General features: G+C 57.2%; 24 protein-coding genes and 1 tRNA gene. 15 read left to right on the forward strand and 10 right to left on the reverse strand.

Annotated elements, in window-relative coordinates:
- Position 1 precedes the first annotated feature (1 nt).
- A tRNA-Gly gene (locus tag BM300_RS08760) sits at positions 2-77 on the forward strand.
- A 272-nt stretch (positions 78-349) separates the two neighbouring features.
- Positions 350-982 carry a LysE family translocator gene (locus tag BM300_RS08765; RefSeq protein ID WP_092462568.1) on the forward strand — a complete coding sequence of 211 codons (633 nt, stop codon included), beginning with the start codon at positions 350-352 and terminating at the stop codon, positions 980-982.
- A gap of 67 nt (positions 983-1,049) precedes the next feature.
- Here BM300_RS08765 and BM300_RS08770 read toward each other — a convergent pair whose 3' ends face one another.
- The 4 genes from BM300_RS08770 to BM300_RS08785 form a co-directional block, all read right to left on the reverse strand.
- On the reverse strand, positions 1,050-2,306 hold the full coding sequence (locus BM300_RS08770; protein WP_092462570.1) for an aminotransferase-like domain-containing protein: 1,257 nt from the start codon (positions 2,304-2,306) through the stop codon (positions 1,050-1,052).
- A 62-nt stretch (positions 2,307-2,368) separates the two neighbouring features.
- Positions 2,369-3,514 carry a PLP-dependent transferase gene (locus tag BM300_RS08775; protein WP_092150194.1) on the reverse strand — a complete coding sequence of 382 codons (1,146 nt, stop codon included), beginning with the start codon at positions 3,512-3,514 and terminating at the stop codon, positions 2,369-2,371.
- Positions 3,511-4,995, reverse strand: coding sequence for an AmmeMemoRadiSam system radical SAM enzyme (gene amrS / locus BM300_RS08780; RefSeq protein WP_063324873.1), 1,485 nt, complete (start codon positions 4,993-4,995; stop codon positions 3,511-3,513). Before amrS ends, BM300_RS08775 begins: the two co-directional genes overlap by 4 nt.
- A gap of 103 nt (positions 4,996-5,098) precedes the next feature.
- Positions 5,099-5,812 carry a YczE/YyaS/YitT family protein gene (locus tag BM300_RS08785; RefSeq protein WP_092150191.1) on the reverse strand — a complete coding sequence of 238 codons (714 nt, stop codon included), beginning with the start codon at positions 5,810-5,812 and terminating at the stop codon, positions 5,099-5,101.
- 188 nt (positions 5,813-6,000) lie between these two features.
- On the opposite strand from BM300_RS08785, the gene BM300_RS08790 reads away from it, so the two are divergent.
- Positions 6,001-6,432, forward strand: a complete 432-nt coding sequence (locus BM300_RS08790) for an Lrp/AsnC family transcriptional regulator (RefSeq protein WP_063324875.1) — start codon at positions 6,001-6,003, stop codon at positions 6,430-6,432.
- Between the two features lie 73 nt (positions 6,433-6,505).
- Here the strand turns inward: BM300_RS08790 and BM300_RS08795 are convergent, their stop codons facing one another.
- The 6 genes from BM300_RS08795 to BM300_RS08820 form a co-directional block, all read right to left on the reverse strand.
- The gene (locus tag BM300_RS08795; RefSeq protein WP_371914655.1) at positions 6,506-7,756 is read right to left on the reverse strand and encodes an MFS transporter; all 1,251 of its coding nucleotides are present in this window, start codon (positions 7,754-7,756) and stop codon (positions 6,506-6,508) included.
- Positions 7,720-8,322 (reverse strand): DUF1349 domain-containing protein, encoded by a 603-nt coding sequence (locus BM300_RS08800; protein WP_092150184.1) that lies wholly within the window; start codon positions 8,320-8,322, stop codon positions 7,720-7,722. The genes BM300_RS08795 and BM300_RS08800 overlap by 37 nt, the downstream gene beginning before the upstream one ends.
- 7 nt (positions 8,323-8,329) lie before the next feature.
- Positions 8,330-8,980 carry an HAD family hydrolase gene (locus BM300_RS08805; protein ID WP_092462571.1) on the reverse strand — a complete coding sequence of 217 codons (651 nt, stop codon included), beginning with the start codon at positions 8,978-8,980 and terminating at the stop codon, positions 8,330-8,332.
- On the reverse strand, positions 8,980-9,654 hold the full coding sequence (locus tag BM300_RS08810) for a dihydrofolate reductase family protein (protein WP_063324879.1): 675 nt from the start codon (positions 9,652-9,654) through the stop codon (positions 8,980-8,982). Before BM300_RS08810 ends, BM300_RS08805 begins: the two co-directional genes overlap by 1 nt.
- 29 nt (positions 9,655-9,683) lie before the next feature.
- Entirely contained in the window at positions 9,684-10,712 is a 1,029-nt protein-coding gene (locus BM300_RS08815) for an alcohol dehydrogenase catalytic domain-containing protein (protein WP_092150178.1), read from the reverse strand.
- A gap of 324 nt (positions 10,713-11,036) precedes the next feature.
- On the reverse strand, positions 11,037-11,906 hold the full coding sequence (locus BM300_RS08820) for a response regulator transcription factor (RefSeq protein ID WP_092150175.1): 870 nt from the start codon (positions 11,904-11,906) through the stop codon (positions 11,037-11,039).
- A gap of 311 nt (positions 11,907-12,217) precedes the next feature.
- Between BM300_RS08820 and BM300_RS08825 the strand changes: the two genes are divergently transcribed.
- The 12 genes from BM300_RS08825 (at position 12,218) to BM300_RS08880 (ending at position 22,486) form a co-directional block, all read left to right on the forward strand.
- Positions 12,218-12,412: a Flp family type IVb pilin gene (locus BM300_RS08825; RefSeq protein ID WP_008070254.1), complete on the forward strand. Its 195-nt coding sequence runs from the start codon at positions 12,218-12,220 to the stop codon at positions 12,410-12,412.
- A 158-nt stretch (positions 12,413-12,570) separates the two neighbouring features.
- Positions 12,571-12,765: a Flp family type IVb pilin gene (locus BM300_RS08830; protein ID WP_063324882.1), complete on the forward strand. Its 195-nt coding sequence runs from the start codon at positions 12,571-12,573 to the stop codon at positions 12,763-12,765.
- Positions 12,766-12,791: 26 nt separating this feature from the next.
- Positions 12,792-13,322, forward strand: coding sequence for an A24 family peptidase (locus BM300_RS08835; RefSeq protein WP_092349040.1), 531 nt, complete (start codon positions 12,792-12,794; stop codon positions 13,320-13,322).
- A 2-nt stretch (positions 13,323-13,324) separates the two neighbouring features.
- Positions 13,325-14,653 carry a P-loop NTPase family protein gene (locus BM300_RS08840; protein WP_092150169.1) on the forward strand — a complete coding sequence of 443 codons (1,329 nt, stop codon included), beginning with the start codon at positions 13,325-13,327 and terminating at the stop codon, positions 14,651-14,653.
- Between the two features lie 15 nt (positions 14,654-14,668).
- Entirely contained in the window at positions 14,669-15,481 is an 813-nt protein-coding gene (gene cpaB / locus BM300_RS08845; protein ID WP_092462573.1) for a Flp pilus assembly protein CpaB, read from the forward strand.
- A gap of 70 nt (positions 15,482-15,551) precedes the next feature.
- Positions 15,552-16,868, forward strand: a complete 1,317-nt coding sequence (locus BM300_RS08850) for a TadE/TadG family type IV pilus assembly protein (RefSeq protein WP_063324886.1) — start codon at positions 15,552-15,554, stop codon at positions 16,866-16,868.
- An 8-nt stretch (positions 16,869-16,876) separates the two neighbouring features.
- Positions 16,877-17,356, forward strand: coding sequence for a TadE/TadG family type IV pilus assembly protein (locus BM300_RS08855; RefSeq protein WP_063324887.1), 480 nt, complete (start codon positions 16,877-16,879; stop codon positions 17,354-17,356).
- Positions 17,356-17,850 carry a TadE/TadG family type IV pilus assembly protein gene (locus BM300_RS08860; protein ID WP_092349043.1) on the forward strand — a complete coding sequence of 165 codons (495 nt, stop codon included), beginning with the start codon at positions 17,356-17,358 and terminating at the stop codon, positions 17,848-17,850. Before BM300_RS08855 ends, BM300_RS08860 begins: the two co-directional genes overlap by 1 nt.
- A complete protein-coding gene (locus BM300_RS08865; protein ID WP_063324889.1) occupies positions 17,844-19,064 on the forward strand; it encodes an AAA family ATPase in 1,221 nt (406 codons plus the stop codon). The genes BM300_RS08860 and BM300_RS08865 overlap by 7 nt, the downstream gene beginning before the upstream one ends.
- A 3-nt stretch (positions 19,065-19,067) precedes the next feature.
- On the forward strand, positions 19,068-20,510 hold the full coding sequence (locus tag BM300_RS08870) for a TadA family conjugal transfer-associated ATPase (protein WP_063324890.1): 1,443 nt from the start codon (positions 19,068-19,070) through the stop codon (positions 20,508-20,510).
- On the forward strand, positions 20,507-21,493 hold the full coding sequence (locus tag BM300_RS08875; protein ID WP_063324891.1) for a type II secretion system F family protein: 987 nt from the start codon (positions 20,507-20,509) through the stop codon (positions 21,491-21,493). The genes BM300_RS08870 and BM300_RS08875 overlap by 4 nt, the downstream gene beginning before the upstream one ends.
- Before the next feature lie 27 nt (positions 21,494-21,520).
- Positions 21,521-22,486, forward strand: a complete 966-nt coding sequence (locus BM300_RS08880; protein ID WP_063324892.1) for a type II secretion system F family protein — start codon at positions 21,521-21,523, stop codon at positions 22,484-22,486.
- Positions 22,487-22,808: the final 322 nt, after the last annotated feature.

Raw genomic sequence — 22,808 nt, forward strand, 5'->3', positions numbered from 1 at the left:
TGCGGGAATAGCTCAGTTGGTAGAGCACGACCTTGCCAAGGTCGGGGTCGCGAGTTCGAGTCTCGTTTCCCGCTCCAAATTCAAAAAAACGCCGCTCATTTGAGCGGCGTTTTTTTTGCGCGTAAAAAAGGCCATCTCAATGCCCAAGGTTATGTTTCCGGCGCTCAAGGGGCTTTGACCAGCGATTCGTCTTGTCTGAGGGGGCTGACGACGATTTTCCTTAATATTGAAGGGGAGTGGAGAATACTTCCTGCAAAATTCAAGGGAAAACGCCTAGGAAGATTAATAGTTCATTCCTAAAGAAATGCACTTCTCCTAACCTTCCAGTACCCATTCTGGAGATGCATTTATGCTGATTTTCGTTAAATCGATGGTCATTGGGCTGTGCATTGCAGCCCCTGTAGGACCCATTGGGCTGTTGTGCATACAGCGAAGTCTGATGCTTGGGTGGAGAGCCGGTTTCGCGACGGGATTGGGCGCGGCCACAGCCGATTCGATCTATGGATTCATCGGTGCCCTGGGTGTTACCGCCGTCATTGCGACGCTCATCAGCTTCAAACCCTGGTTGTGCATCTTTGGAGGATTGTTCCTCGCCTACATTGGCTATCAGACAATACGATCGAAGGGTGGCGCGACGGCCATGGCGGGGGAGCGTGCGAACCTGTTCAAAGCCTACTCGACCACGCTGTTCCTGACGCTTTCCAACCCCATGACCATCTTGTCGTTTATCGCGATATTTGCTGCGTTGAGTGATGGCATGGCCAGTAACCAAGGCGGCCAGCACGCCTTGCTGCCGATGGTGACCGGTATCTTCCTGGGCTCGGCTGCCTGGTGGCTGGGGTTGAGTGGGTTCTCCTCCATTTTCAAGGCGCGGATTGCCGAATCGAAACTAAGGCTGATCAACTACTTTTCAGGGGCAACCATCGCCCTCCTGGGGGCCTACCAGGTCGCCACTGGCGTCATGCTGGCCACGGCAATCTGACCCAAGCTTTTATGCCTCGCTGAGCGGGGCATAAGCCTTGGTGTCTCCCTACGTGCACGCAGGACGTTTATTGCAGCCTGAACTCGACGTACGCCCTGAAACGGCCTATCGCCTGGGTGATTTGCGAGGTGGTTGCATTGCTGAATGACAGCCTGACCTGGGTGGTGGCCTCATTCATCAGTGAAAACAACGTGGTGGGAAATACAATCACCTTGAACAGCCTGGCGCATTCGCGCATTTCAAAATATCCAAAGACGAAAGGCAGTTGCACATTGATGAAGAAGCCGCCTGCCGGATGATCCCAACTGACCGCTCTTTGAGCGCCGGCTTTGAGTGGAAATTCGCGCTCAAGGCATTCAAGCATGTGATTCCTTTTATTTGTATAAGACAGCACCCTGGGTTGGTTCAGCTCTCTCAGCGAGTAGTGGTGCTCGATCAGCAAGCCTGCGACAACCGCTTGGCACAGGGCGGGGGTGTTCACCGTGATCAGGCTTTTGGCTTTGCACAATCGACCGCTGAAGGACATGACCCCAGTGCCCTCTGGGGCGACCACATAGCCCATGCGCAAGCCCGGGAAAATCGATTTGGCAAAGGAGCCCAGCAAGAACACCCGACGGCTGTCGATGGACTTCATCGACGCAATGGCATCGCCTTCGTACCTGAAGTAACGGTAGGCAGTGTCTTCGAGAATGAAAAAGTTCTTTTCATCGGCCAGAGAGAGCATGGCTCTCCTGTCGTCATGGGAAAGGCTGTCGGCAGTAGGATTGCTAAAGTCCGGAATCGCATAAAGCGCCTTGATTCTTTCACCTCTGGATTCCAGTGCTTCGATGAACCTGCGCAGGGCGATCGGATCAAGAAAGGCGGCCATGGGGACGGGGACTACTTTTATACCCAGCAGTTTTGCGATACCCGTGATCCCGGAAAACACCGGATCAGGTACCAATAAAACCCCTCCGCCTTCAAAAATGGACAGGAGCGTCAAGGTGCAGGCTTCTTGAAAGCCCATGCACACCACAATGCTTTCAGGGTTGGCAACGTTGATCGCTTCATCCACCTGCAGATGGCTGGCGATTATTTCATTGATGATTCCAGCGGTTTTTCCATATTGGCAAAGCAGCGTCGCAAGTGACTGTTCGGTGCCGGCAACGTGATCTTTGTATTGGCTCAGGCCCCTGTCGATGAGCGAAGGGTCGCACTGCTCATCATCGGGTCGACCGGAGGCCAGTGAAATGGCCTCCGGGTTTTCTTGGGCAATCGAGTTTAGTAGGTGAATGACGTTCAGGATGGGGTCGTCGAATATCGTGCTTTCGAGTGCGCTGGACACTTTCGCTTCTCCATAAAAAAGCAACGAGCCATTGAAGGCCCGTTGCTCATGATCAACACCCGCTACGCAGGATCGAGTGAGCTTTCTTGATCGACCTTGCGCTCCATGGCTTCGAATGCCTGCAGCAGGTCTTCCTTGAGGTCATCCAGGTCCTCCAGGCCAAAGCACAATCGAACCAGGCCTTTCTCGATGCCCATGTCCGCTTTTTCCTGATCCGTCATCGAGGCATGGCTGCCACTGAAGGGCTGGGCAACCATCGACGTCACGCAGGCCATTCCCGTGCCCGTGCCAAACCATTTGAGCGTGCTGGTGAACGTTTTGTAGAAGGGAACCAGGTCGGGTCGAATATCGACAAACACAATGCCGCCGTAACCGGTCAGTTGTTTGCCATCGATGCGTGGGTAATAGACATGCTCGATAAAAGGCAGCTCGCGCAGATAGTTGAGCATGCTGGCTGTCGTCTGGCTGTGCTTTTCCATGCGCAGGTTGAACGTCTGCATGCTTCTGCGAAGCAACCATGCGCTATTGGGCGTTAATATCGTGCCTGAATAAAAGCGACCCTCAAGCAGGCGGTTGTAAATCATTTCACTGTTGACCAGAACCAGACCGCCCATGACGTCGCTATGCCCGGAGAAGTATTTGGTGGCGCTGTACAGTGAAATGTCGGCGCCAAAGTTCAACGGCTTCTGAAATATCGGCGTGGCCCAAGTATTGTCAACCACCACCAGCGCTTGCGGGTTGTTTTGCTTGACGGCCCGGCTGACCGCATGAATATCAATGTCTTTCAGGAACGGGTTGGTCGGTGTTTCGAAAATGACCATGTCGACGTTCGCCGGCAAGGCATTCAACCCGTCTTGCGTGGTGAGATCCAGAATCGTCAGGTGTGCGCCGATGCGTGCTGCATACCGCTGGAACAATTTATAAGAGCAGCCATAGATGTATTTGTTGATGACCAGTGAAGCACCCGGCTTCAACAGTTCCAACACCATGTAGATGGCGCTCATCCCGGTGCTGTACGCCAGGGCATATTCGCTGCCCTCCAGGGACGCGACAACCTGTTCCAATTCACTCACGTTGGGATTGGCCTTCCTTGAGTAGAAGAAGGCCGAGTCAGCGCTGAAGGCGCTGCACTGATAAATAGGCGTGACCGAAGGTCGGGCGTCCCGGTCATCGACCTTGATATGAAGTATTTCAGTAGACACTTTCATGCTTGGCTGACCAGTTTGATGACCTGTTCATACATGTTCTGCTTGCCCTCGTAACCAATGGTCGGGGTAATGTCGTTTTGCGAAATACCAATTTCTTCAATCGATTCGGTGGGGAAGTGAGCCCTGTCGAATACTTCATGAAGGTTCGAGTTCACCCCGTTGGGGAGCCAGACCTCAGGACCGGTTTCGTCGATGCGTGCCTTGGCAATAATGAATCGATAGCTTTCATGTGGCCGCAGCGTCAGTGATTTCCAATCGCTGTTGTGCCCGTCCGTATAGTTGCGCCGCAGGTAGACGGTCTGTTCGAAGTCTTCGGTATTCAGCACTTGAGCGTGCAGCGACACGATATCCCCATGCCACTCGAACTTGCGTTTTTCGTAAGCGCTCAGCGCTTCCTCGCGCAGCTCGACAGGAACGTTCGCCTGGTGTTCACCCAGCAATTTGAAATGCGCATCGTGCCCGCATTGAGAGCAGCAACCCTTGCTGTCCAGCCCGATGATTTCAGCGTTCAAACCGTAGCGGGTGACGAGCAGGGCGTTACAGTTGTTGCAACTGGTGTTGGTGCCCTCAACGTCATTCACGTTGCCCAGATAGACATGCTCTACGCCCATGCTCCGAGCAACGTCCCGAGCCTTCAGCAACCGGTCCACGGGGGTACGGATGCTGTTGCTCATTTTGTAATCGGGATGGAACCTGACGAAGTGCAACGGCACATTCGGGCCCAGCTCATCCAATACCCACTGGCTGATTTTCCGGGCCGTTTCCTCGTCGTCGCTGATGTCGGTCACCATCAAGGTGCTGACCTCGACATATTTGCCGGCGTCGTAGACCTTCTTGATTCCCGCCAGGACTGGCTCTACCCAGCCGGTGGTGACCTTGCGGTAGTATTCCGGGGAAATGGATTTCAGCGAAATCGAGAAAATATCGATGACCGGCAGTAATTCATCAATGGCTTCTTCACTGATAAAGAATGCCGATTTATATAGGTTGATCAGGCCCGCTTCCTTGGCCAGCCTTGCCGTGTCGAGGATGAACTCATGCCAGACAACGGGATCGTTATACGTCCAGGAAATGACGCGTATGCCGTGCTTGAGTGCGGTTTCCACAACTTGTTCAGGGGTGTAGTAGTAAACGTCTTTGTCGGTGACGTACTTGGCCTGCGAGGTCTTCCAGTTGTGGCAATAACCGCAGTTGAGCATGCAACCGATATTGCCCAGGGACAGGATCCGCTCTCCAGGGGCAAAGTGGAAAACGGCTTCGGTCTCAATCGTTTCTTCCGTGCTGTGAACACCTTTGCCGTAGTTCAATGTAACGAGTCTGCCGCCTCGGTTCCCGCGCACTTTGCAAAAACCTACCTTGCCCTCCTGTATGACACAGTTTCGCGGGGAAAGATGACACTTGACGACGCCCCCCGGGAGTATTTCTTCCAGTTTTGCCGGGCTGCTTTCCAAGGTCCAGTTTTTATTTTTTGTAGTGTCCATCTTTCTCACTCCTCATCACGGAAGTTGTTATCAATATCATCGGTTGAAAAAAATCGAGGCGAAACAATCCCGCTGCCATGGATGGCAACTATCTTTATGGGTGTTAGTAGGCGGATGAAGCGCGAATCAATCCATAGTTCTTGAGAGAAAAGCGCTTGGCATTCATGTTCATGAAGGGTTGAATAAGCGGGCCGATCACCAGCAGGAATGCGATCGTTCCCACGCCGAACGGGCCGCCTAAAAGCCATCCGCTCGAAAAGATGCCGATTTCAATGATCATTTTGGCTTTGGTGAATGACCAGCCCCACTTGGAAACCATGGTCAGGACCACGAGGTCCATGATTCTGATTCCAATACCGCTCATGATGATCAGCGCGGAGGAGTAGGCACATAACACCAGTCCCGTCGCCAATAACATGTACTCATTCATTCTCGCGATCAAATACTCTCCGAGCCCCAACCCTGACCAGAGATCAATCAACAGGCCGGTCAGCGTTGTTGTAATAAAGGGACTTATCGGCGGGTATTTTTTGTTCCAGAGCATCCACCATGTCAGGAAGAAGAGCGACACGATAGCCGAACAAATGCCCATGCCGAGCATAAGTATTTTATCGATGGAAATGATCAAGACGTCTAATGGGTCGGTACCCAGTTGACTGATGATGAAGCACTTGGCGCCCAGTGAAAAGAAACCGACACCCGTCAAGTACATCAGGAGCTGGTCCTTCTTGAAGTGGCGAAAACTTAGTACTTGCGTGCCAATGTACTGAGCGAATGAGTATGACTTTTTTCCACACTTTATCTTCTCATCTTCCATGCGAGCACCATCCCTGGAGAGAATATTTTATTATGAGTGCGTCACGCTAAAGAGCAGGGCTATTGATTGCCCTCAGGCTTTCAGGCTGGAAATAGACTAGCGCTCTGCTTTATTTTGGTGCATGCTTTTTTTAATGAAAAACGCGGGCTTTTCATTAAAATTTATACTTTTAACCGGGGAAAACGCACATGGATCGTATAGACGTCAAAATCCTGGGTAAGGTACAGGACTGTGGTCGCATTTCCATCACAGAGCTTTCCAAGCACGCAGGTCTTTCTATTCCTGCCACCAATGACAGGTTGCGCAAACTTGAAGACTCAGGGGTCATCAAGGGCTATCACGCTCAGTTAGATCCAACCAAACTGGGGTACGGCATATCAGCTGTCGTCGGCATCACCACCCTCAAGCCGGCGAAATCCAAATTAATAGCAACGCTCACCGACATACCTGAAGTCGTTGAATGCCTGCACATCACGGGAAACGATTCCTATCTGATCCGGATCTACGCCAGATCCATGGCTGAAATCGAGGACATCATTGCGAAAATCAACGCATACGGAGAGACGCGTACCAGCATTGTCCTGTCCATTCCCATCGAGAGAAGAAAGCTCGCCCCGTGAGTCAGGGCGCCTGTCAGGCAGGGGCGGGGAGTGCTCGATCGACGAGGTCGCTCCCCGGCCATGGGCGTCCGGTCTAGCTCTGGCACGGGTGGGGATGCTTCTGTGGCCAGCGAGACATCCACACGAGTAATAGCATCATGGCGGCGGGGCAGAGGGTGACCGCCAGTAAACCGATGTGCAAATCCGAATGCGCTGAAATAATTCCCACAAGCCATGGAATCAGACTGCATCCGGCATTACCCGAGGCTGTCAGTACAGAGAACATGGTTGCTCCACCTTGAGGGTAGGCATCTGCGGTAATGGCGAGCATCGTGGGCCATAGGCAACTGCCTGAGAACCCTGCGGCGATGGCAGCGGTTAACGCCAATGCGGGGCTGGGGGTGAAGCTGATCACGAAAAACAGGACGACGGTCACGGCGCAGCAGCCTAGCATCAGTGAAACGGCGGGTATCCGTTCTTGCAGCAGAGCGGCAGCCATGCGCCCGAGGGCCATGCCCACTGAAAAACCGGCGAGCGCAAACCCCCCCACTTCTTTCGAGTAGCCCAATCCTTGTTCAGCGAAGGCGGGCAGCCATTGAGACAGTCCCGTTTCCGTAGCTCCTCCTAGAAAGATGGCGATCATGCAGGCGATGAAATAGGGTTGTCTGATAAGCGCGGGCATGGATTCGCGTTGCACGTGCTCCTGTATCAGCGGTGGCAGGGGCAATCGCAGGAACAATAGAAAGGTTGCAAGCGGGGCAATGATCAAGCCCAAGGCGACCATGCGCCAGGAAATGTCCCATCTCAGGGCGATGCTTGCGATCAGCACGGCACTTACCGCGCCAATGCAGAAATACGAATGCAGCCAGTTCATGGCGGCGCTTCGGCGTTCGGGTTGCAGGGCTGCGACAATAGGGCTGAGGATCATATCCAGCACACCCGCACCGAAACCCATGATGGCAACCGCGAAGAGCAGGAAGGTATAGGAAGGGGCAAAAGCCACAAGGGCCAGACCTGCTGAAGTGGTCATCAGCCCAAAGAGAATGATCCGCCTGGCGTCCCCTCGGTCTGCCAATGGCCCGGTGACCAGAATGGCCACTATAAAGCTGAGGAACATGACCGCCGGAATCCGTCCCAGTTGCTCCGTAGTCAGCCCTGACGAGGGGCCAAAGGCATCACTGAACGTCGTCAGGTACACCGGCAGGAAGTTGAGTGCCATGGCCAGGCACAGCATGGCTGCATAACAAGCGTAAAGCGCGTGTCGATGGGGATTGGGCGCAGACAGCATCAGGTATAAAACTCTTGAAATTAGAAACGTGGGGCGCCGTGCGCTTTCCAACAGCATTCAGTCCATTCAATCTCTGAAAAGTGTGCCGCGAAAGATGAATCGCCCGGGCTACTGGCAAAGAACCCGAACCGGACGAGTTCTTCTGCATGGAACAGGTGGAACATACGCATCATGCAGAACTGTGCCCCGTCAACCGAGTTTTCCAGAAGGAAGTCGCTGCCTCTTCGGCTCAGGCGGTAATACATGGTCTGGGTGACGCGATCGAAATCAGCCATGGACCAGTCTGAAAAACCATTGTTGGTCACGACAGAGAACAGCTGCTGGAAACCATTGTTCTGGTATTCGATGCCGCTTTTCATCCAGTGGTTTTTATCTTGGTAGATAAACAGGCCGCATTGGTCAAAGTAGGTACTTGAGGCAAAAGATACCTTGGCCTTCAATGTCCAGTATTGTTCCTCGCTGGCCACCACAATGGCCGGAGCATTGTCATACTCCAGGCCGTAATAGGTGCCTCGCCAGAAATCGGTGTCGGGTGTGGTGTGGATAATGATTTCCTGATCGTTGATGGACGATCGCTCGGGGACGTTAATCCAGGTCCAGTCTGAGATACTCAGTTTTTTCATGCGTTTATTACCCGAAAAGCCAGTGGTTTATTTCCCAGTGGTGGTGAACACGTAAATCCGCCGCGCTCAGGTCCTGCTGCCCTGAATTGGGGTTGAGCAAACCCGCGCAAAACATGCTGGCGGCTTTTGCTGCCGCCACACCATGAGCGGAGTCTTCAATCACCACACAGGATGACGGTGGGAGACCCAGGCGTTTGGCGGCCATGAGAAAGATCTCGGGATCTGGCTTGCTGTGCGTAACGTCATCGCCACACACGATCTCACTGAAAAAAAGCTGCAGCCCAGCGTTACGTAAAATCAGCTCAACGAGTGCTCGCGGTGAAGAAGAGGCGACTGCACAAGGTATTCCCGCTCTCTGTAATGCGCCGAGAAGTTCTGTCACGCCTGGCATGGGAGGCAGGGGGGCGGAACTCAATATTTCCATCAACTGCCGGTGATGCTCCGCCATGAGGCAGTCCAGATCTTCTGCAAGCCCGTATTCGGTTTTGATGGCGCTCCACATATGACGCTGCGTGGTGCCTACAAAACGAGACAGTTCTGCCTCATCAAGCACCACGCCATGGCGTGCATAGGAATGTCTTTCCTGTTTCATATAGACCGGCTCACTGTCCACCAGCACACCGTCCATATCGAAAATGACCCCCTGGAAAGCCAGCATCAATGCGCACGCCGCTGTTGAGGGTCACGCTTGAAGTGCAGGAAGTTATAGTGTGAGCGTGCTTCAAACTCATGCAGCTTGAAGGCTTTGGTCATTTCAATGTCTTGGAATCCTTCGCCATCTATTAGCGTGGTAGTGTCTGAGCCGCCAATGATGATAGGCAATTGCATGAGCATGATTTCGTCGACTAGATCAAGATTGAATACCTGCCAGTTCAGGTGGCCACCCCCTTCAACCATGATGTGATTTATTCCGCGAGCTTCAAGCATCGGGAAGAGCTGTTTGAAGTCGACTCGTGCGGTTCCTGCAAAAAGAACCTCTTTACCATGCGCGCGGATGTGCTCGACCATCTTGTGGTCACGTGCTTCTTCTGTCGTTGCGATGATAGTGTGTTCGGGAGAACTAAAGATTTTCGCAGAAGCTGGGAAGTTGAGCGATGTCGTAGGAATGATACGCACAGGATTACGACCGGACTCATAGCGATTGGTCAATTGAGGATCGTCGGTGATAATCGTATTGCGACCGACCATGATGGCATCGACTTCACCGCGGAATTTATGAATGAAGCGCATGTCTTCATCGTCGAAATGCTGAAACAGCGGTTTGCTGGAGGCTTCATTGCCGAGCGTCAGTTTGCCATCGATGGAAATCTGGCTGAATACAGTAACTTTCATAAGGGGTCTACTTGAAGGGCTGGTTAGCTTTAGCGTGACAAGTGCTTGGGATTGGGGGTGAAGACGCTTTTTATCGTGGGTGCGCAAGGATCATTCAACAAACTGTCAAATGCTGTTGAATAAGCTTCAAGGGGATAACGGTGGGTGACTAGCTTTCCAAGTTCAGGAAGCCTGTGGGCAATGCGCAGCGCCCGGGGGAAGTGCTGGTTGTACTCGCCTGCGGCAATGATACTGATGGCATTGACCAGGAAGTGTTTTGCAGGGAGTGAATATTCATAATTCCCGTTGAATCCGAACAGGACAATCCTGCCACCTCGGGCAACCCGGCTGGCGGCTGTCTCGAGCTGATTACCCACGGTATCGATGACAACATCGTATTTTTCCTGGTTTTGCCCAAGGCACTCAAGTTCCTCAGGGCGCACAATGTTCAAACCCAGGGAGTGTCCGAATTCGATTCGAAAGGTATTCAAATCGGTAGCACATGTATGGACGCCCATCGCGCGCAAAAGTAGTTGTGCGACCAGGCTCATGGGGCCCGATCCTAGAAGCAGCACACGTTCCCCCGCTTTGATGGAGGCTTGTTCAATGTTGTTCAAAATACAGGCTACGGGTTCAACCAAGACGGCTGTTTCCCAACTCATGTCGTCTGGGATGCAGTGTACAAAGCGCTCGCGTGTTATGAATCGCTCCGCAAATGTACCGTGCTTGTTGACGCCGGCGATGTCCAGGCCCGCATTTGAACCGCCATTGCATAGATGGGTTCTAGCGGCGTTGCAATGTTCGCAGTTACCGCAGTATTCGTTGGGGTCTATCACCACACGCATCCCTTTACGCGTGCGTTTGACGCCTGCCCCTACATTGACAACGACGCCGACCGCTTCGTGACCACGGACGATGCCCACCTGTCCCTCTTCACGCCCGGACAATACCGCCAGGTCTGTTCCGCAAATGCCGGAGAGTACAATGTCTATTTCTATACCATCGGCGGGTAGCGTTTCGGACACTTCGTGACTCACCAAGCTCAACGTTCGTGTGCTCGCTAAACTGATTGCTTTCATATACCCATCAGCGCTCTATTCGATTTTTTTTGGATGAAGCATGCCAACTAGAGAACCCGCTCTGCTGTATCTGGAGCGGCCTACGGACGTGCAGCACGGTTCATCCATTTGGAAACGGCTGGCATTATGCAAGGCTGACAGAGTTGGTTTCAGTCGAAAAAGAATTACCGATAACGACACGATGATTCATGTTGTTTCAGCTTAGCCCGCCAGGCGCCGTAAAGACAGGCCACGCATGGTCTTTTCTAAGTTGGCAGGGGAGTGAATATTATTATTTGGACACAACTTGCGATGTGCAATTAATCAATAACGGTAAAAAACCTTTTACCCTTCAAGGCTGTGCACCAGGTTTTCAATCGCTTCCAGGGCGGCCTCATCCGGTGGCTCCGGTGTCGGATGTGCGTTGCGCATCTGGTATGCAAGACGGTATTCACTGGGCGTGCAACTGGCATATTGCTTGAAGGCGCGAGCGAAGTAGGACGGGTCCTTGAAGCCGGCCTCGTAGCCGATGCTGGTGATGGGCATCTGGCTGTTATCGAGCAGTTCCTTGGCGAAGCTCATGCGTTTGTTCAGTACGTAGTCAGTGAAACCGAGGCCATTGGCTTCCTTGAACACCCGGCTGAAACGAAACGTCGTCATGCCGCAACGCTTGGCCAGGTCGCGCTGATCGATGCTGTCGCGAAAATGCTGGTCGATGTACAGCATGATGTGGCTGAGGGCCTGGTGCTTCTGGTGCCCGGCGGTCAGGCGAATGCTGTCCGGCAGGGTCGGGGAGTGGTCGATCTGCGAGGTCTTTCCTCGGCCATTGGTATTGCGACGCAACTCGCACAGTTGCACCACGGCCGTGAGGTAGCGCTTTTTCTCGGCGGCGGACAAGGGCAGCACCATGTATTCCCAGACGCTGGAGCGCATGGCCCACACCGCCAACTCTTCGGAGTGCTGCACGGTGAACATGGTGATGGGCGTGCCAGGTACGGTTCGTTTGATCTCCAACAGGCGTCGCAGGCCCGGCGTGTCCGGGCGGTCGAAATGGATGCAGATCATGTCGACCTGTTCCGCGCTGGGCAGCATGGCGTTTTTTGCCAGCGTGCAGTCGCACGTGTCCTGGAATTGGGAGACGAGTTCCTTGGTGGACCGATCGTGAGTCAGATCGAACCATAACAGCTTTGGTTTTTCAGTCAGACTTGGCGTCATAGGACGACTACCCAGAGGTTCTTCCTGCCCTTTAGCTAGCAGTATTGTCACAGTGCTATCACTTCGCCGAATAAATTTTTATAAAAAACCGATCTTTTAGCGCCGTCCCGCCACGAGACGCTCGCGAGCGCCCGTCTGCGCTGCGGTACGGATGGATTTTCCGACCCAGCAGGCCCTTTCCCACCCGCCGCAAAAAAATCCTAGCGATGTGCAAAATCCTCCTAACGGCTATGACCACCTGCTGACTAGGGTTGCATCAGGCAGTTCGCAATGTACTGCCCTTGAAAAACAACCCCGATGAGGTGTGCGAAATGACTCTTCAAACAATCAAGGCTTCGGTACTGAAGTTCGCCAAAGATGAAGATGGCCTGACCATTGTGGAATACGCCGTGGCCGGTGGGTTGATCACCGTCTTGGTGGCCGCTGCGTTTGTTCTTCTGGGCGGTGCCGTGAATACCAAGATCCGTGCGCTGTGCCAGGCGGTCAACGGCAACGTTGCTTGCTGACAGCGGCAACTTGCGGTGAAGGGGGCACGGTTACTTTCAAGGGAATAACGCTTGCGACTCTTTTGCAGTGAGTACAACGAATCAATCAAATGGACTTCGCGCTGTCCCCTCCAACCAAGTTCGTAGCATAACTTCTTAACGCGCGTGAGGTTCATGAAATGACTTTCCAGACAATAAGAACTTCGATCAGCAAGTTCGCCAAAGATGAAGACGGCCTGACCATTGTTGAATACGCGGTGGCGGGTGGCTTGATCACGGTGTTGGTGGCAGCGGCATTCGTCCTTCTGGGCGGCGCAGTGGACACCAAGATCCGTGCGTTGTGCCAAGCCGCCAATGGCAACGTCGCCTGCTAACGATAATCACACTAGGGAGACGCATCATGTCCATGGAATTGCTGGTGTCGACGGTGCTGCTGCTGGGACTGCTGGGTGTGGCGGTGGTGAGCGATCTGCTTCGCCACCGCATCCCCAACACGCTGGTCCTGTTGGGCCTTGCCCTGGGGTTGGCCGGCCAGGTTTATACCGGTGGGCTCGGCGGCCTGGGCGACAGCCTATTGGGCATGCTGATCTGTTTCGGGTTGTTCCTGCCCATGTACGCGGTGGGTGGCATGGCCGCCGGTGACGTCAAGCTGATGACCATGGTCGGCAGCTTCCTGCCTTTTCATTACGCACTGTGGGCGGCGCTGTTCAGCCTGATCGCCGGCGGTGTGTGCGGTTTCCTGATCGTCCTGGCCCGTGGCCAACTGCTCCAGACCTTGGGGCGCTATTGGTTGATGGTGCGAGCCCAGGCCTATCTGGCGCCGACTTCCGATGAAGTGGCCGGTAAACCCTTTCCTTATTCGATTGCGATCCTGATCGGTACTTTGAACAGCGTTTACTGGCAACTGGTTGCCGGCGGCTGGGGAGTCTAGTCATGCACGTCATCAACGATAGCGATGCCTACCCCAGCGAACGGGAAGCGGTCCAACGCCTGGCGCCACAACCTTGCACCATTCGCGACACCGGCCTGAGCGACAGTTTCCTGGGTGAGCTGGTGTGCAAGCATCTGCACGACGCCGGTGTGCTGGACATGTCGCGGCTGGTGGAGCGCCTGGCCCTGACCGGCGCGGTGCTGGAAGAGGTCCTGGCGTTCCTGCGCAAGGACGGTCGTGTCGAAGTGCTGGGCCAGCTGGGGCAAACGGGTGTACAGACGCTGCGCTATGGCCTGACCGAACGCGGTCGCAGTTCGGCGCGTGACGCCCTGGCCCGTAGCGGCTACATCGGCGCGGCCCCGTTCCCGGTGAGCACCTATCGCTCGCTGATCAAGATCCAGACCATTCACCATGGCCGCATCACCGCCAAGGACATGCACCAGGCCTTGGCCGGCCTGGTGCTGAGCCAAGGCATGCTCGACCAGTTGGGCGTCGCCCTGAATTCCGGGCGGGCGATCATGATCTACGGTCCGGCGGGCACGGGCAAAACCTATGTCAGCAGCCGATTGATCCGGCTGTTCGCCGAGGCGATCTGGGTGCCCCATGCCATCGTCATCAACGAGTCGGTCATCGAGATCTACGACCCGCAGGTGCACCAGCGCCTGGATGACCACGGCCAATCGAACAACCTGATGCTCAACGAAGGCATCGACCGCCGGCTGCTGTGCTGCAAACGCCCGATCGTCATTACCGGCGGCGAGCTGAACATGGAACAGCTGGACGTGCGCTACGACCCGTTCACCCGGCAATACCAGGCGGCTTTGCAGCTCAAGGCCAGCAACGGCCTGTTCATCATCGATGACATGGGCCGCCAGCGCATGGCCCCAGCCGAGTTGCTCAATCGCTGGATCGTGCCCATGGAGGAGAAGCGCGACTTCATCAACCTGGGCGGCGGCCGGCATTGCGAGCTGCCATTCGACCTGGTGCTGGTGTTTTCCACCAACCTCAATCCCCTCGAATTGGCCGACGAGGCCTTCCTGCGGCGCATTGGCTACAAGGTGCAGTTCGGCTACCTCAAGCCCGAGGAGTACGAACAGATCTGGCGCCAGGAATGCGAACGCCTGGGCATCCCGTATGACCCCCTGTTGGTGCGCTATGTCCTGCAGCGGCTTTACGCAGGCGAAGGCATGCCGCTGGTGCCTTGCCATCCCCGTGACCTGTTGAACATGGCGCTTGACCGCCAGCGCTACCTGGGCGGTTCCGGGCCCCTGTCACCGCAAGAGTTGGAATGGGCCTGGCACAACTATTTCGTTCAGCTCGACTTCCTTTGATCTGGAGATACCGACATGAGCTCTCGTACGCTTCCCCTGATAGGCGTTTCCCTGGTAATGGGCCTTGGTGCCGCATGGATGGCCGACTCCTGGCTGAGCGCACGACTCAATGCGACCCCCGATGACCACTTGCGAAGCGTGGTGGTCGCCACGGTGGAAATCCCCTTCGGGCAAATGGTCGAGGCCCAGCAGGTCACCACCGTGCGCATGCCCATGGACACGATCCCGGACGACGCCTTCGATTCCAGCGAGCAGGCCGTAGGCAAGATCGCCACCTTCGACATCCTGCGTGGCGACATCGTGCGGGGCGCGCGGTTGAGTGAGCACCTGGGTGGCAGCACCCTGGCTTCGCTGATCGCACCGGACAAACGCGCCATTTCGGTAAGGGTGGATGATGTGGTCGGCGTGGGTGGCTTCCTCCTGCCGGGCAACCGGGTCGATGTCTTGGCGACCAAGACCACCAGTGCCGGCAGCAACAGTGCGACGTCCCGGACCCTCCTGGAAAACCTGCGGGTACTGGCCGTGGACCAGACCGCAGGCACGGACAAGACCCAACCCGTAGTGGTGCGTGCTGTGACGTTGGAGATGTCGGCCACCGAAGCGGAACTGCTGGTCACTGCGCAGACCGAGGGCAAGTTGCAATTGGCCTTGCGCAACCCGTTGAACCTGGAGAAAAAGGCCGTGGCCGTTGCACCGCCAGCCCCGGCGCCAGTCGTGGCGATGGCCGCTCCACTGCCAAAACCTGTGGTACAGCGCAGTGCCAAGCCGCAAGGCGGGGCGATCACGCTGATCCGCGGAACTGAAAGCAGTGTGATCAATGTCCGCTGAGTAACACCCTCCATGCCAGGCCCTTGCGGGCCGTGGCGATGCCGATCCTCAAATGTTGTATGAGGGCTCGATGATGAATGCCAATATCCGGCGCCAGGGAGGGGCGGTGAGTGTACTGATGGTGATCGCGTTGGTAGCGATTTCCATGATGGCGGCGTTGGCCCTGGATGGCGGGCACATGCTGCTGAACAAGACGCGTCTGCAAAATGCGGTGGATGCCGCCGCCCTGGGCGGGGCCAAGACCCTGAGCCAGGTGAGTGGCAGCATCAACATGGCCAGCACCACTCGCGCGGCGGCCCTGGACACGCTCAACAGAAACGCCAACGCCGCCGGCAACACCGAACTGGCAACCGCCGTTGCTGGCAACCCGGGGGCGTTTGCCGTGGTGGAACTGTCCAGCAGCGTCTACGGCCCGTTCTCCTATCCAGGGCCTACCGATGCCAAATACGTACGGGTGTCGGTGGCCAGTTATCAATTGAACGGTTTTTTCTGGAGCTTCGTGCAAACGATGGGCAGCGCCGGCTTGGGCAACAAGCGCGTGGCGGCGATTGCCACCGCGGGGCCCAGCCCCACCTCTCCGTGTGATCTGGCGCCGTTGATGGTCTGTGGCGATCCCACTCAATACGACCCGGCCGCCGGCAACTTCTGGGGGTATCAGTTTGGCGATCTGGAAGTCTTGAAAACGGCGGCGGGGAACACATCACCCATCGGCCCGGGCAACTTCCAATTGCTGGATTTCGGCTCAGGCGGCAGCGCAGTCCGCGAGGATCTGGCCGGTGGTGGCTCGGTTTGCCGCAGTGTCGGCGACAACGTCCAGACTGCGCCAGGTAATAAAGCCGGTCCTACTTCCCAAGGCTTGAATACGCGCTTCGGTATCTACAACGGCCCCGTCAGTTCTTCGGACTACCCGCCGGACCTGGTCACGTCCTCAGGCACCCCGGCGATCACCTACAACGATGCGCTCTCCCAGGCGCAATACAAAGGCCAATCCATCAATTCGAGCAACGGCGATCTTTCGGCGGGCGGCGAGGCGATACAGGACTACAACGACTGGCGGGCCCAGGTCGCCGCCTGTGTGGCGGGGGGCGGCAGCGGTTGTGAAAGCAACGGGGTTTTCGAGCGCCGGATGTTGAAAATCGTGATCGGTGATTGCGCCGGGAAGCTGAGCGGCTCGACGTCGATTCCAGTCTTGGGGTTCGGCTGCTATTTCGTCGTGCAGCCGGTGGACGGCGGTGGTTCGGAGTCCATTATCTTCGGCCAGTTCGTCCAGGAGTGCGAAGGCGACAACGTGCCCGGTCCTACGCCCTCCACCGATTCCGGCCCGCAGATCATCCAGCTCTACAAAACCTATCTCAACGGCAGCGGCACGCCGAGCACCGACTCGTAGGAGGCGTCATGGGACTTTCTCATTTCAAACCCGCACAAGCCCAGCAAGGCGTAGCGCTGGTGGAGTTCACCCTGGTGCTGCCGTTGCTGCTGTTGTTGCTGCTGGCCTTCGGCGAGTTCGGCCGCATGCTCTACCAATACAACGTGCTATTGCAGGCCAGTCGCGATGCCGACCGTTTCGTCGCCAGCCAGGCGTGGAATACCACCCTGGGCGGCATCACGCTGAACAACACGTTGCTGACCCAGACAAAAAACGTCGCGGTGTATGGCGTGCCCAGTGCTACCGGCACCGCCGTGGTGTCAGGGTTGACCACGGCTCACGTTCAGGTCGCCGCCGAGGGCATCGATCATGTGCGCGTCACCATTACCTACCCCTTCTGTCCGGTGATTGGTGCGGGTAACTGCACCGGTTCGATTCCAGGATTTTTCGGCAATGCCATTCCCTTGGGCATCCAGTTGGTCGCAACCACCGTGATGAGGGCGCTGTGATGAATCACAAACACATGCGCGGCACTTACATCGTGGAGTTTTCCTTCGTGGGCTTGCTGGTGTTCATCCTGCTGTTCGGCGTGGTGGAAATGGGCCGGTTGTACTTCACGGTCAACGCGCTGGATGAAGCGGCGCGCCGTGGAGTCCGGCTGGCGGCGGTGTGCAATATCAGCGACCCGGTGGTGTTGCGTCGGGCCATCTTCAACGCCGCGACGGACGCCGGCACCAGTCAACTGATCACCAGCCTGGCGACCTCGAACCTGGCGCTGACCTACCTGGATGTCAACGGAGCCGTCGTGGCGAACCCAGCCGACACCTCCGGCGCCAACGGTTTCCGTGCCATTCGCTACGTTCGCTTGAGCGTGGAGAACTTCGTTTTCAACCTGTTCATTCCCGGCTTAGGCGTGCCCATTACCTTGCCCGCGTTCAGGGCAACCTTGCCACGCGAAAGCCTTGGGCGTCATTCCGATTCCGGGGAGATCACACCATGCTGAATACCAGGGAAACTCCGCTTTCGACCGCGACTGGCAGAGCCGGGCTGCGGATACTGATCAGCAGCCGCGATGCCACGGCCCTGCGTGACCTGCAATGCGTCTGCCAGCGTATGCCTGGCCTTGAGGTGAGTACGCGCCTGGTCAGCAACGGGCATGTCGACCCGCTCTACGGCCTGGACCGCATGCCCGACCTGTTGCTGCTACGCGTCAGCCACCTGTGGCGCGAAGAATTGTCAGCCTTGCTGCAACGTCCGGCCCATGAACGTCCGCCGATGCTGGTGTGTGGTCCCTTGGGTGAGCAGGAGGGCATGCGCCTGGCGATGCAGGCCGGCGCCCGGGACGTGCTGCCCGAACCCATCGCCGATACAGAGTTGGTGGCGGCCCTGAATCGCCTGGTGACGGAAGTCCGCCTCGGCAACGGCAATGAAGGGAAGCTGATCGCGGTGATCAGCGCCAAGGGCGGTTCCGGCGGAACCCTGGTGGCGTGCAACCTGGCCCAACAACTCAGCGCCCGGGCCGGCAATACGCTGTTGCTGGACATGGACCTGCAATTTGGCAGCGTGACCCATTACCTGGACGTAGCGCAGTCCCACAGCCATCTGGAAGTGCTGCAGCAGATCGATGACATGGACAGCGTCGCGCTGCGGGGTTTTTGCAGCCACTTCAGCCCGACCCTGCATGTGCTCGGTGGCCGGGCCGGCGAGTTGTGCCTGCCCCAGGACGCCCAACCCGAACAGCTCGATGCCCTATTGCAACTGGCCCGTACCAGCTATGACTGGGTGGTGGTGGACCTGCCGCGGCAGATCGACCACCTCACCGGCTCGGTGCTGGAGCAGGTGGACCGGGTGTACGTGGTGGTGCAACAGAGCGTCAGCCACCTGCGCGATGCCAGCGCCCTGGTGCGGATCCTGCGTGAAGACCTGGGCGTGCGCGGGGATCAGTTGCAGATCGTGATCAATCGCTATGACAAAAACGCCGCCGTCAGCCTCAAGGACATCGGCGAGGCCCTGCGTTGCACGAACCTGTCGAAATTGCCCAATGACTTCAACCTGGTCAGCCAGAGTCAGAACACTGGCGTGCCGTTGGGGCTGCATGCGCCGAAGGCGGCCATCACCGCCGCCCTGCGCGATTTGACCGAAGACCTGGTCGGTCACCAGATGGCCACGGACAAGGGCTTGCTTAAACGTGCCTTCAACCGTTTTTTCGGGGGATGACCCATGATCAGCGACTTTCGTAACCGCTTGCGCAAACAACCTTCCAAATCCGGCGCCTCAGCGGGCACCCAGCCCGAGGACGGCTTGCCGGACCCGACGGACGCCTTGATGGCCTGGGAACAGGCCATCCCCGACGTGCTGTATGAAACCCGCAGCCAGGTGACCCCGGTGGAGGCCGAATGGCGGGAAAAGATCTACCAGCAACTGCTCAAGGTCATGGACCTGTCGTTGCTCGATACCCTTGAGCAAGCCGAGGCCGCGCGGCAGATACGCGAAATTTGCCAGCGTCTGCTCGAGGAACATTCGGCGCCGGTGAGTACCGTCAGCCGGCAACTGATCATCAAGCAGATCACCGATGAAGTGCTCGGTCTCGGGCCGCTGGAACCGCTGTTGGCCGACCATAGCGTGTCCGACATCCTGGTCAACGGGTTTGCCTCGGTCTACGTCGAGCGCTTCGGCAAGCTGCAACGCACCGACGTGCGTTTTCGCGACGACCAGCATTTACTGAACATCATCGACCGCATCGTTTCCAGCCTGGGGCGGCGCATCGACGAGTCCTCGCCGTTGGTGGACGCCCGGCTCAAGGACGGTTCGCGGGTCAACGCGATCATTCCACCGCTGGCCATCGACGGTCCAAGCATGTCGATCCGGCGCTTCGCCGTGGACCTGCTCAACACCGACAGCCTGATCCAGGTCGGCACCATGACCCCGGCCATTGCCTTGCTACTCAAGGCCATTGTTCGCGGGCGCCTGAATGTGCTGATCTCCGGCGGGACCGGCAGCGGCAAGACCACCATGCTCAACGTGCTGTCGAGTTTCATTCCCCACAACGAACGCATCGTCACCATCGAGGATTCGGCCGAGTTGCAACTGCAGCAACCTCACGTGGTACGCCTGGAAACCCGGCCGTCGAACATCGAGGGACGTGGCGAGGTGAGCCAGCGGGAATTGGTGCGCAATAGCTTGCGGATGCGTCCGGACCGCATTGTCATCGGCGAGGTGCGTGGCGCCGAGGCGATGGACATGCTCACGGCGATGAACACCGGCCACGACGGTTCGCTGACCACCATTCACGCCAACACCGCACGGGACGCATTAGGTCGAATCGAGAACATGGTGTCGATGACCGGGGCGACGTTTCCGATCAAGGCCATGCGTCAACAAATTGCCTCGGCCATCGATGTGGTGATCCAACTGGAGCGTCAAGAAGACGGCAAGCGACGCGTGGTGAGCATGCAAGAGATCAATGGGATGGAAGGAGAGATCATCACCATGACCGAAATTTTCTCCTTCGTGCGCCAGGGCATCGGTGAGCACGGCGAGGTGCTTGGGGAGTATCGGCCCAGTGGCATGATCCCGGCGTTCCGCGATGTGCTGGCCAAGCGCGGCATCGAGCTGCCACTGACCCTGTTTCGCCCTGAGTGGATGGAGGGCCGGACGTCATGAGCAATATCCCCAGTGAGTTCATTCTGATTTTCCTCGGCATGGTGTTCATCGCCGTATTCCTGCTGTCCCAGGGCGTGGTGGTGCCGGTGTTCGGTGAAGCCGGCAAGATGCGCAAGCGCATTCGCGGGCGCTTGCATGTGCTGGAGAAGGCCAACCACTTGCCCAACATGCAGACCGTGTTGCGGCAGAAATACCTGACGCGCCTGTCACCCTTGGAAGCCCGCCTGGAACAGTTGCCATTCATGGCCAACCTGACCCAACTGATCGAGCAGTCCGGTCATGAATACCGGGCCTATCGGGTCATGCTGCTGGGTCTGGTCCTGGGGGCGGCGGCCGGTGCCTTGGTACTGATGGTCTCGCCCGTCTGGTGGCTGGCGCTGCTGGCGGCATTTGCGTTGACCTGGGTGCCGGTGTTGAAAATCCTGCGTGACCGCAACAAGCGTTTCGCCGCGTTCGAGGAAGGTTTGCCGGATGCGCTGGACGCCATGTGCCGGGCCTTGCGCGCCGGGCATCCGTTCAACGAAACCCTGCGTCTGGTCGCCGAGGAGCACAAAGGGCCGGTCGCCCAGGAATTCGGCATGACCTTTTCCGATATCAACTACGGCAACGACGTGCGCCGGGCCATGCTCGGCCTGCTGGAGCGGATGCCGAGCATGACGGTGATGATGCTGGTGACTTCGATCCTCATCCACCGCGAGACCGGCGGCAACCTGACCGAAGTGCTGGAGCGCTTGAGCCGCCTGATTCGCGGGCGTTTTCGGTTCCAGCGCAAGATCAAGACGTTGTCGGCGGAAGGGCGCATGTCGGCCTGGGTGCTGGTGGCGATCCCGTTCGTGCTGGCGATCGCCATTGTGCTCACCAGCCCCAGCTACATGCCGGTGCTGATCAATGACCCCATAGGGCACAAGCTGATCATCGGCGCATTCTGCGCCATGTTGATCGGGATTTTCTGGATAAAGAAGATCATCCGGATCCAGGTTTAAGCGCTGTTGCGCCAAGAGGTTTCAGTCATGGACTTTTTGCTCGGATTGTTGAGTCGGTTTACCGGTAACGAAGAACTGGCGCGCCTGTTGTTCATCGCCGCGATTGGCCTCAGCACGGTTCTGGCGGCCGTCGCGCTCCTGCTATTGATGCTGGGCCTGCAGGATCCGGTGCAGCGGCGACTGGCGTTGATCAAGCGCGGTTACGCTGGAAGCACGACGGGGCAGGAGGCGCCGGGTAACCTGCAGCTCTTGCTGGAACGGATCGGCCAACGCTTTGCTTCCACCGACCAGGCCCACACGTCCGCCACCCAGACTTTGCTGACCCATGCCGGTTACCGCTCTGCCTCGGCGGTGCAGATGTATTGGGCGGTGCGCCTGATGTTGCCGTTGTTGCTGGTCGGCATTGCGTTGTTGCTGCTTCCGATGGTCAAGGTTTCAGTGGCCATTGGTCTGCTGGCGGTCACCCTCATCGCGGGTATCGGTTGGTTGCTGCCGGCGATCTACGTCGGTAAACGCAAGCAGGCACGGCAAGGCCGGCTGCGCGCCGCGTTCCCGGACGCCTTGGACCTGATGGTGGTTTGCGTCGAGTCGGGCCTGGCCCTGCCCACGACGATCGAGCGGGTGGCCGAAGAGATGTCAGTCAGCCAGGTCGAACTGGCCGAGGAACTGGCGCTGGTTAATGCGCAGATCCGGGCGGGCATCACCAGCACCGAGGCGCTCAAGCAACTGGCCGTGCGCACCGGCCTGGAGGATATCCAGGGTTTGGTCAGCCTGCTGGCGCAGAGCATTCGTTTCGGCACCAGCGTGGCCGATACCCTGCGGATCTACGCCGATGAGTTTCGCGACCGGCGCACCCAGGCCGCGGAAGAGATGGGGGCCAAGATTGGCACCAAGCTGATCTTCCCGCTGATCTTCTGCCTGTGGCCGAGCTTCTTCCTGGTTGCCATCGGCCCGGCCATGATCGGCGTGTTCAGGGCCTTCGGGAATATGTAGATCGGTGAGTGTCCATGAGCCTTGTGTTCACCACAGGCCCATTGTGGGAGCGAGCTTGCTCGCGATAATGGCTTGACAGTCAATGACGGTGTTGAATGTCGGTCCGCTATCGCGAGCAAGCTCGCTCCCACAGATCTTTCTGACAGTCACCTATCTGTCGTCACTCGATCCTTCCAGCCAATACCCCGCCCCTGTGGCCGCGAGATTTAGCTAAACGTCGAACCGCGCTGTTGGGGCACGCGGTACATGGAGTGTCAGGCCGAAGCCGGTAACCGTGGCGAGGGAGCTTGCTCCCGCTCGGCTGCGCAGCAGACGCCCAAAA

The sequence above is a fragment of the Pseudomonas sp. NFACC46-3 genome, from assembly GCF_900114515.1.
GTDB lineage: Bacteria > Pseudomonadota > Gammaproteobacteria > Pseudomonadales > Pseudomonadaceae > Aquipseudomonas > Aquipseudomonas fluorescens_Q.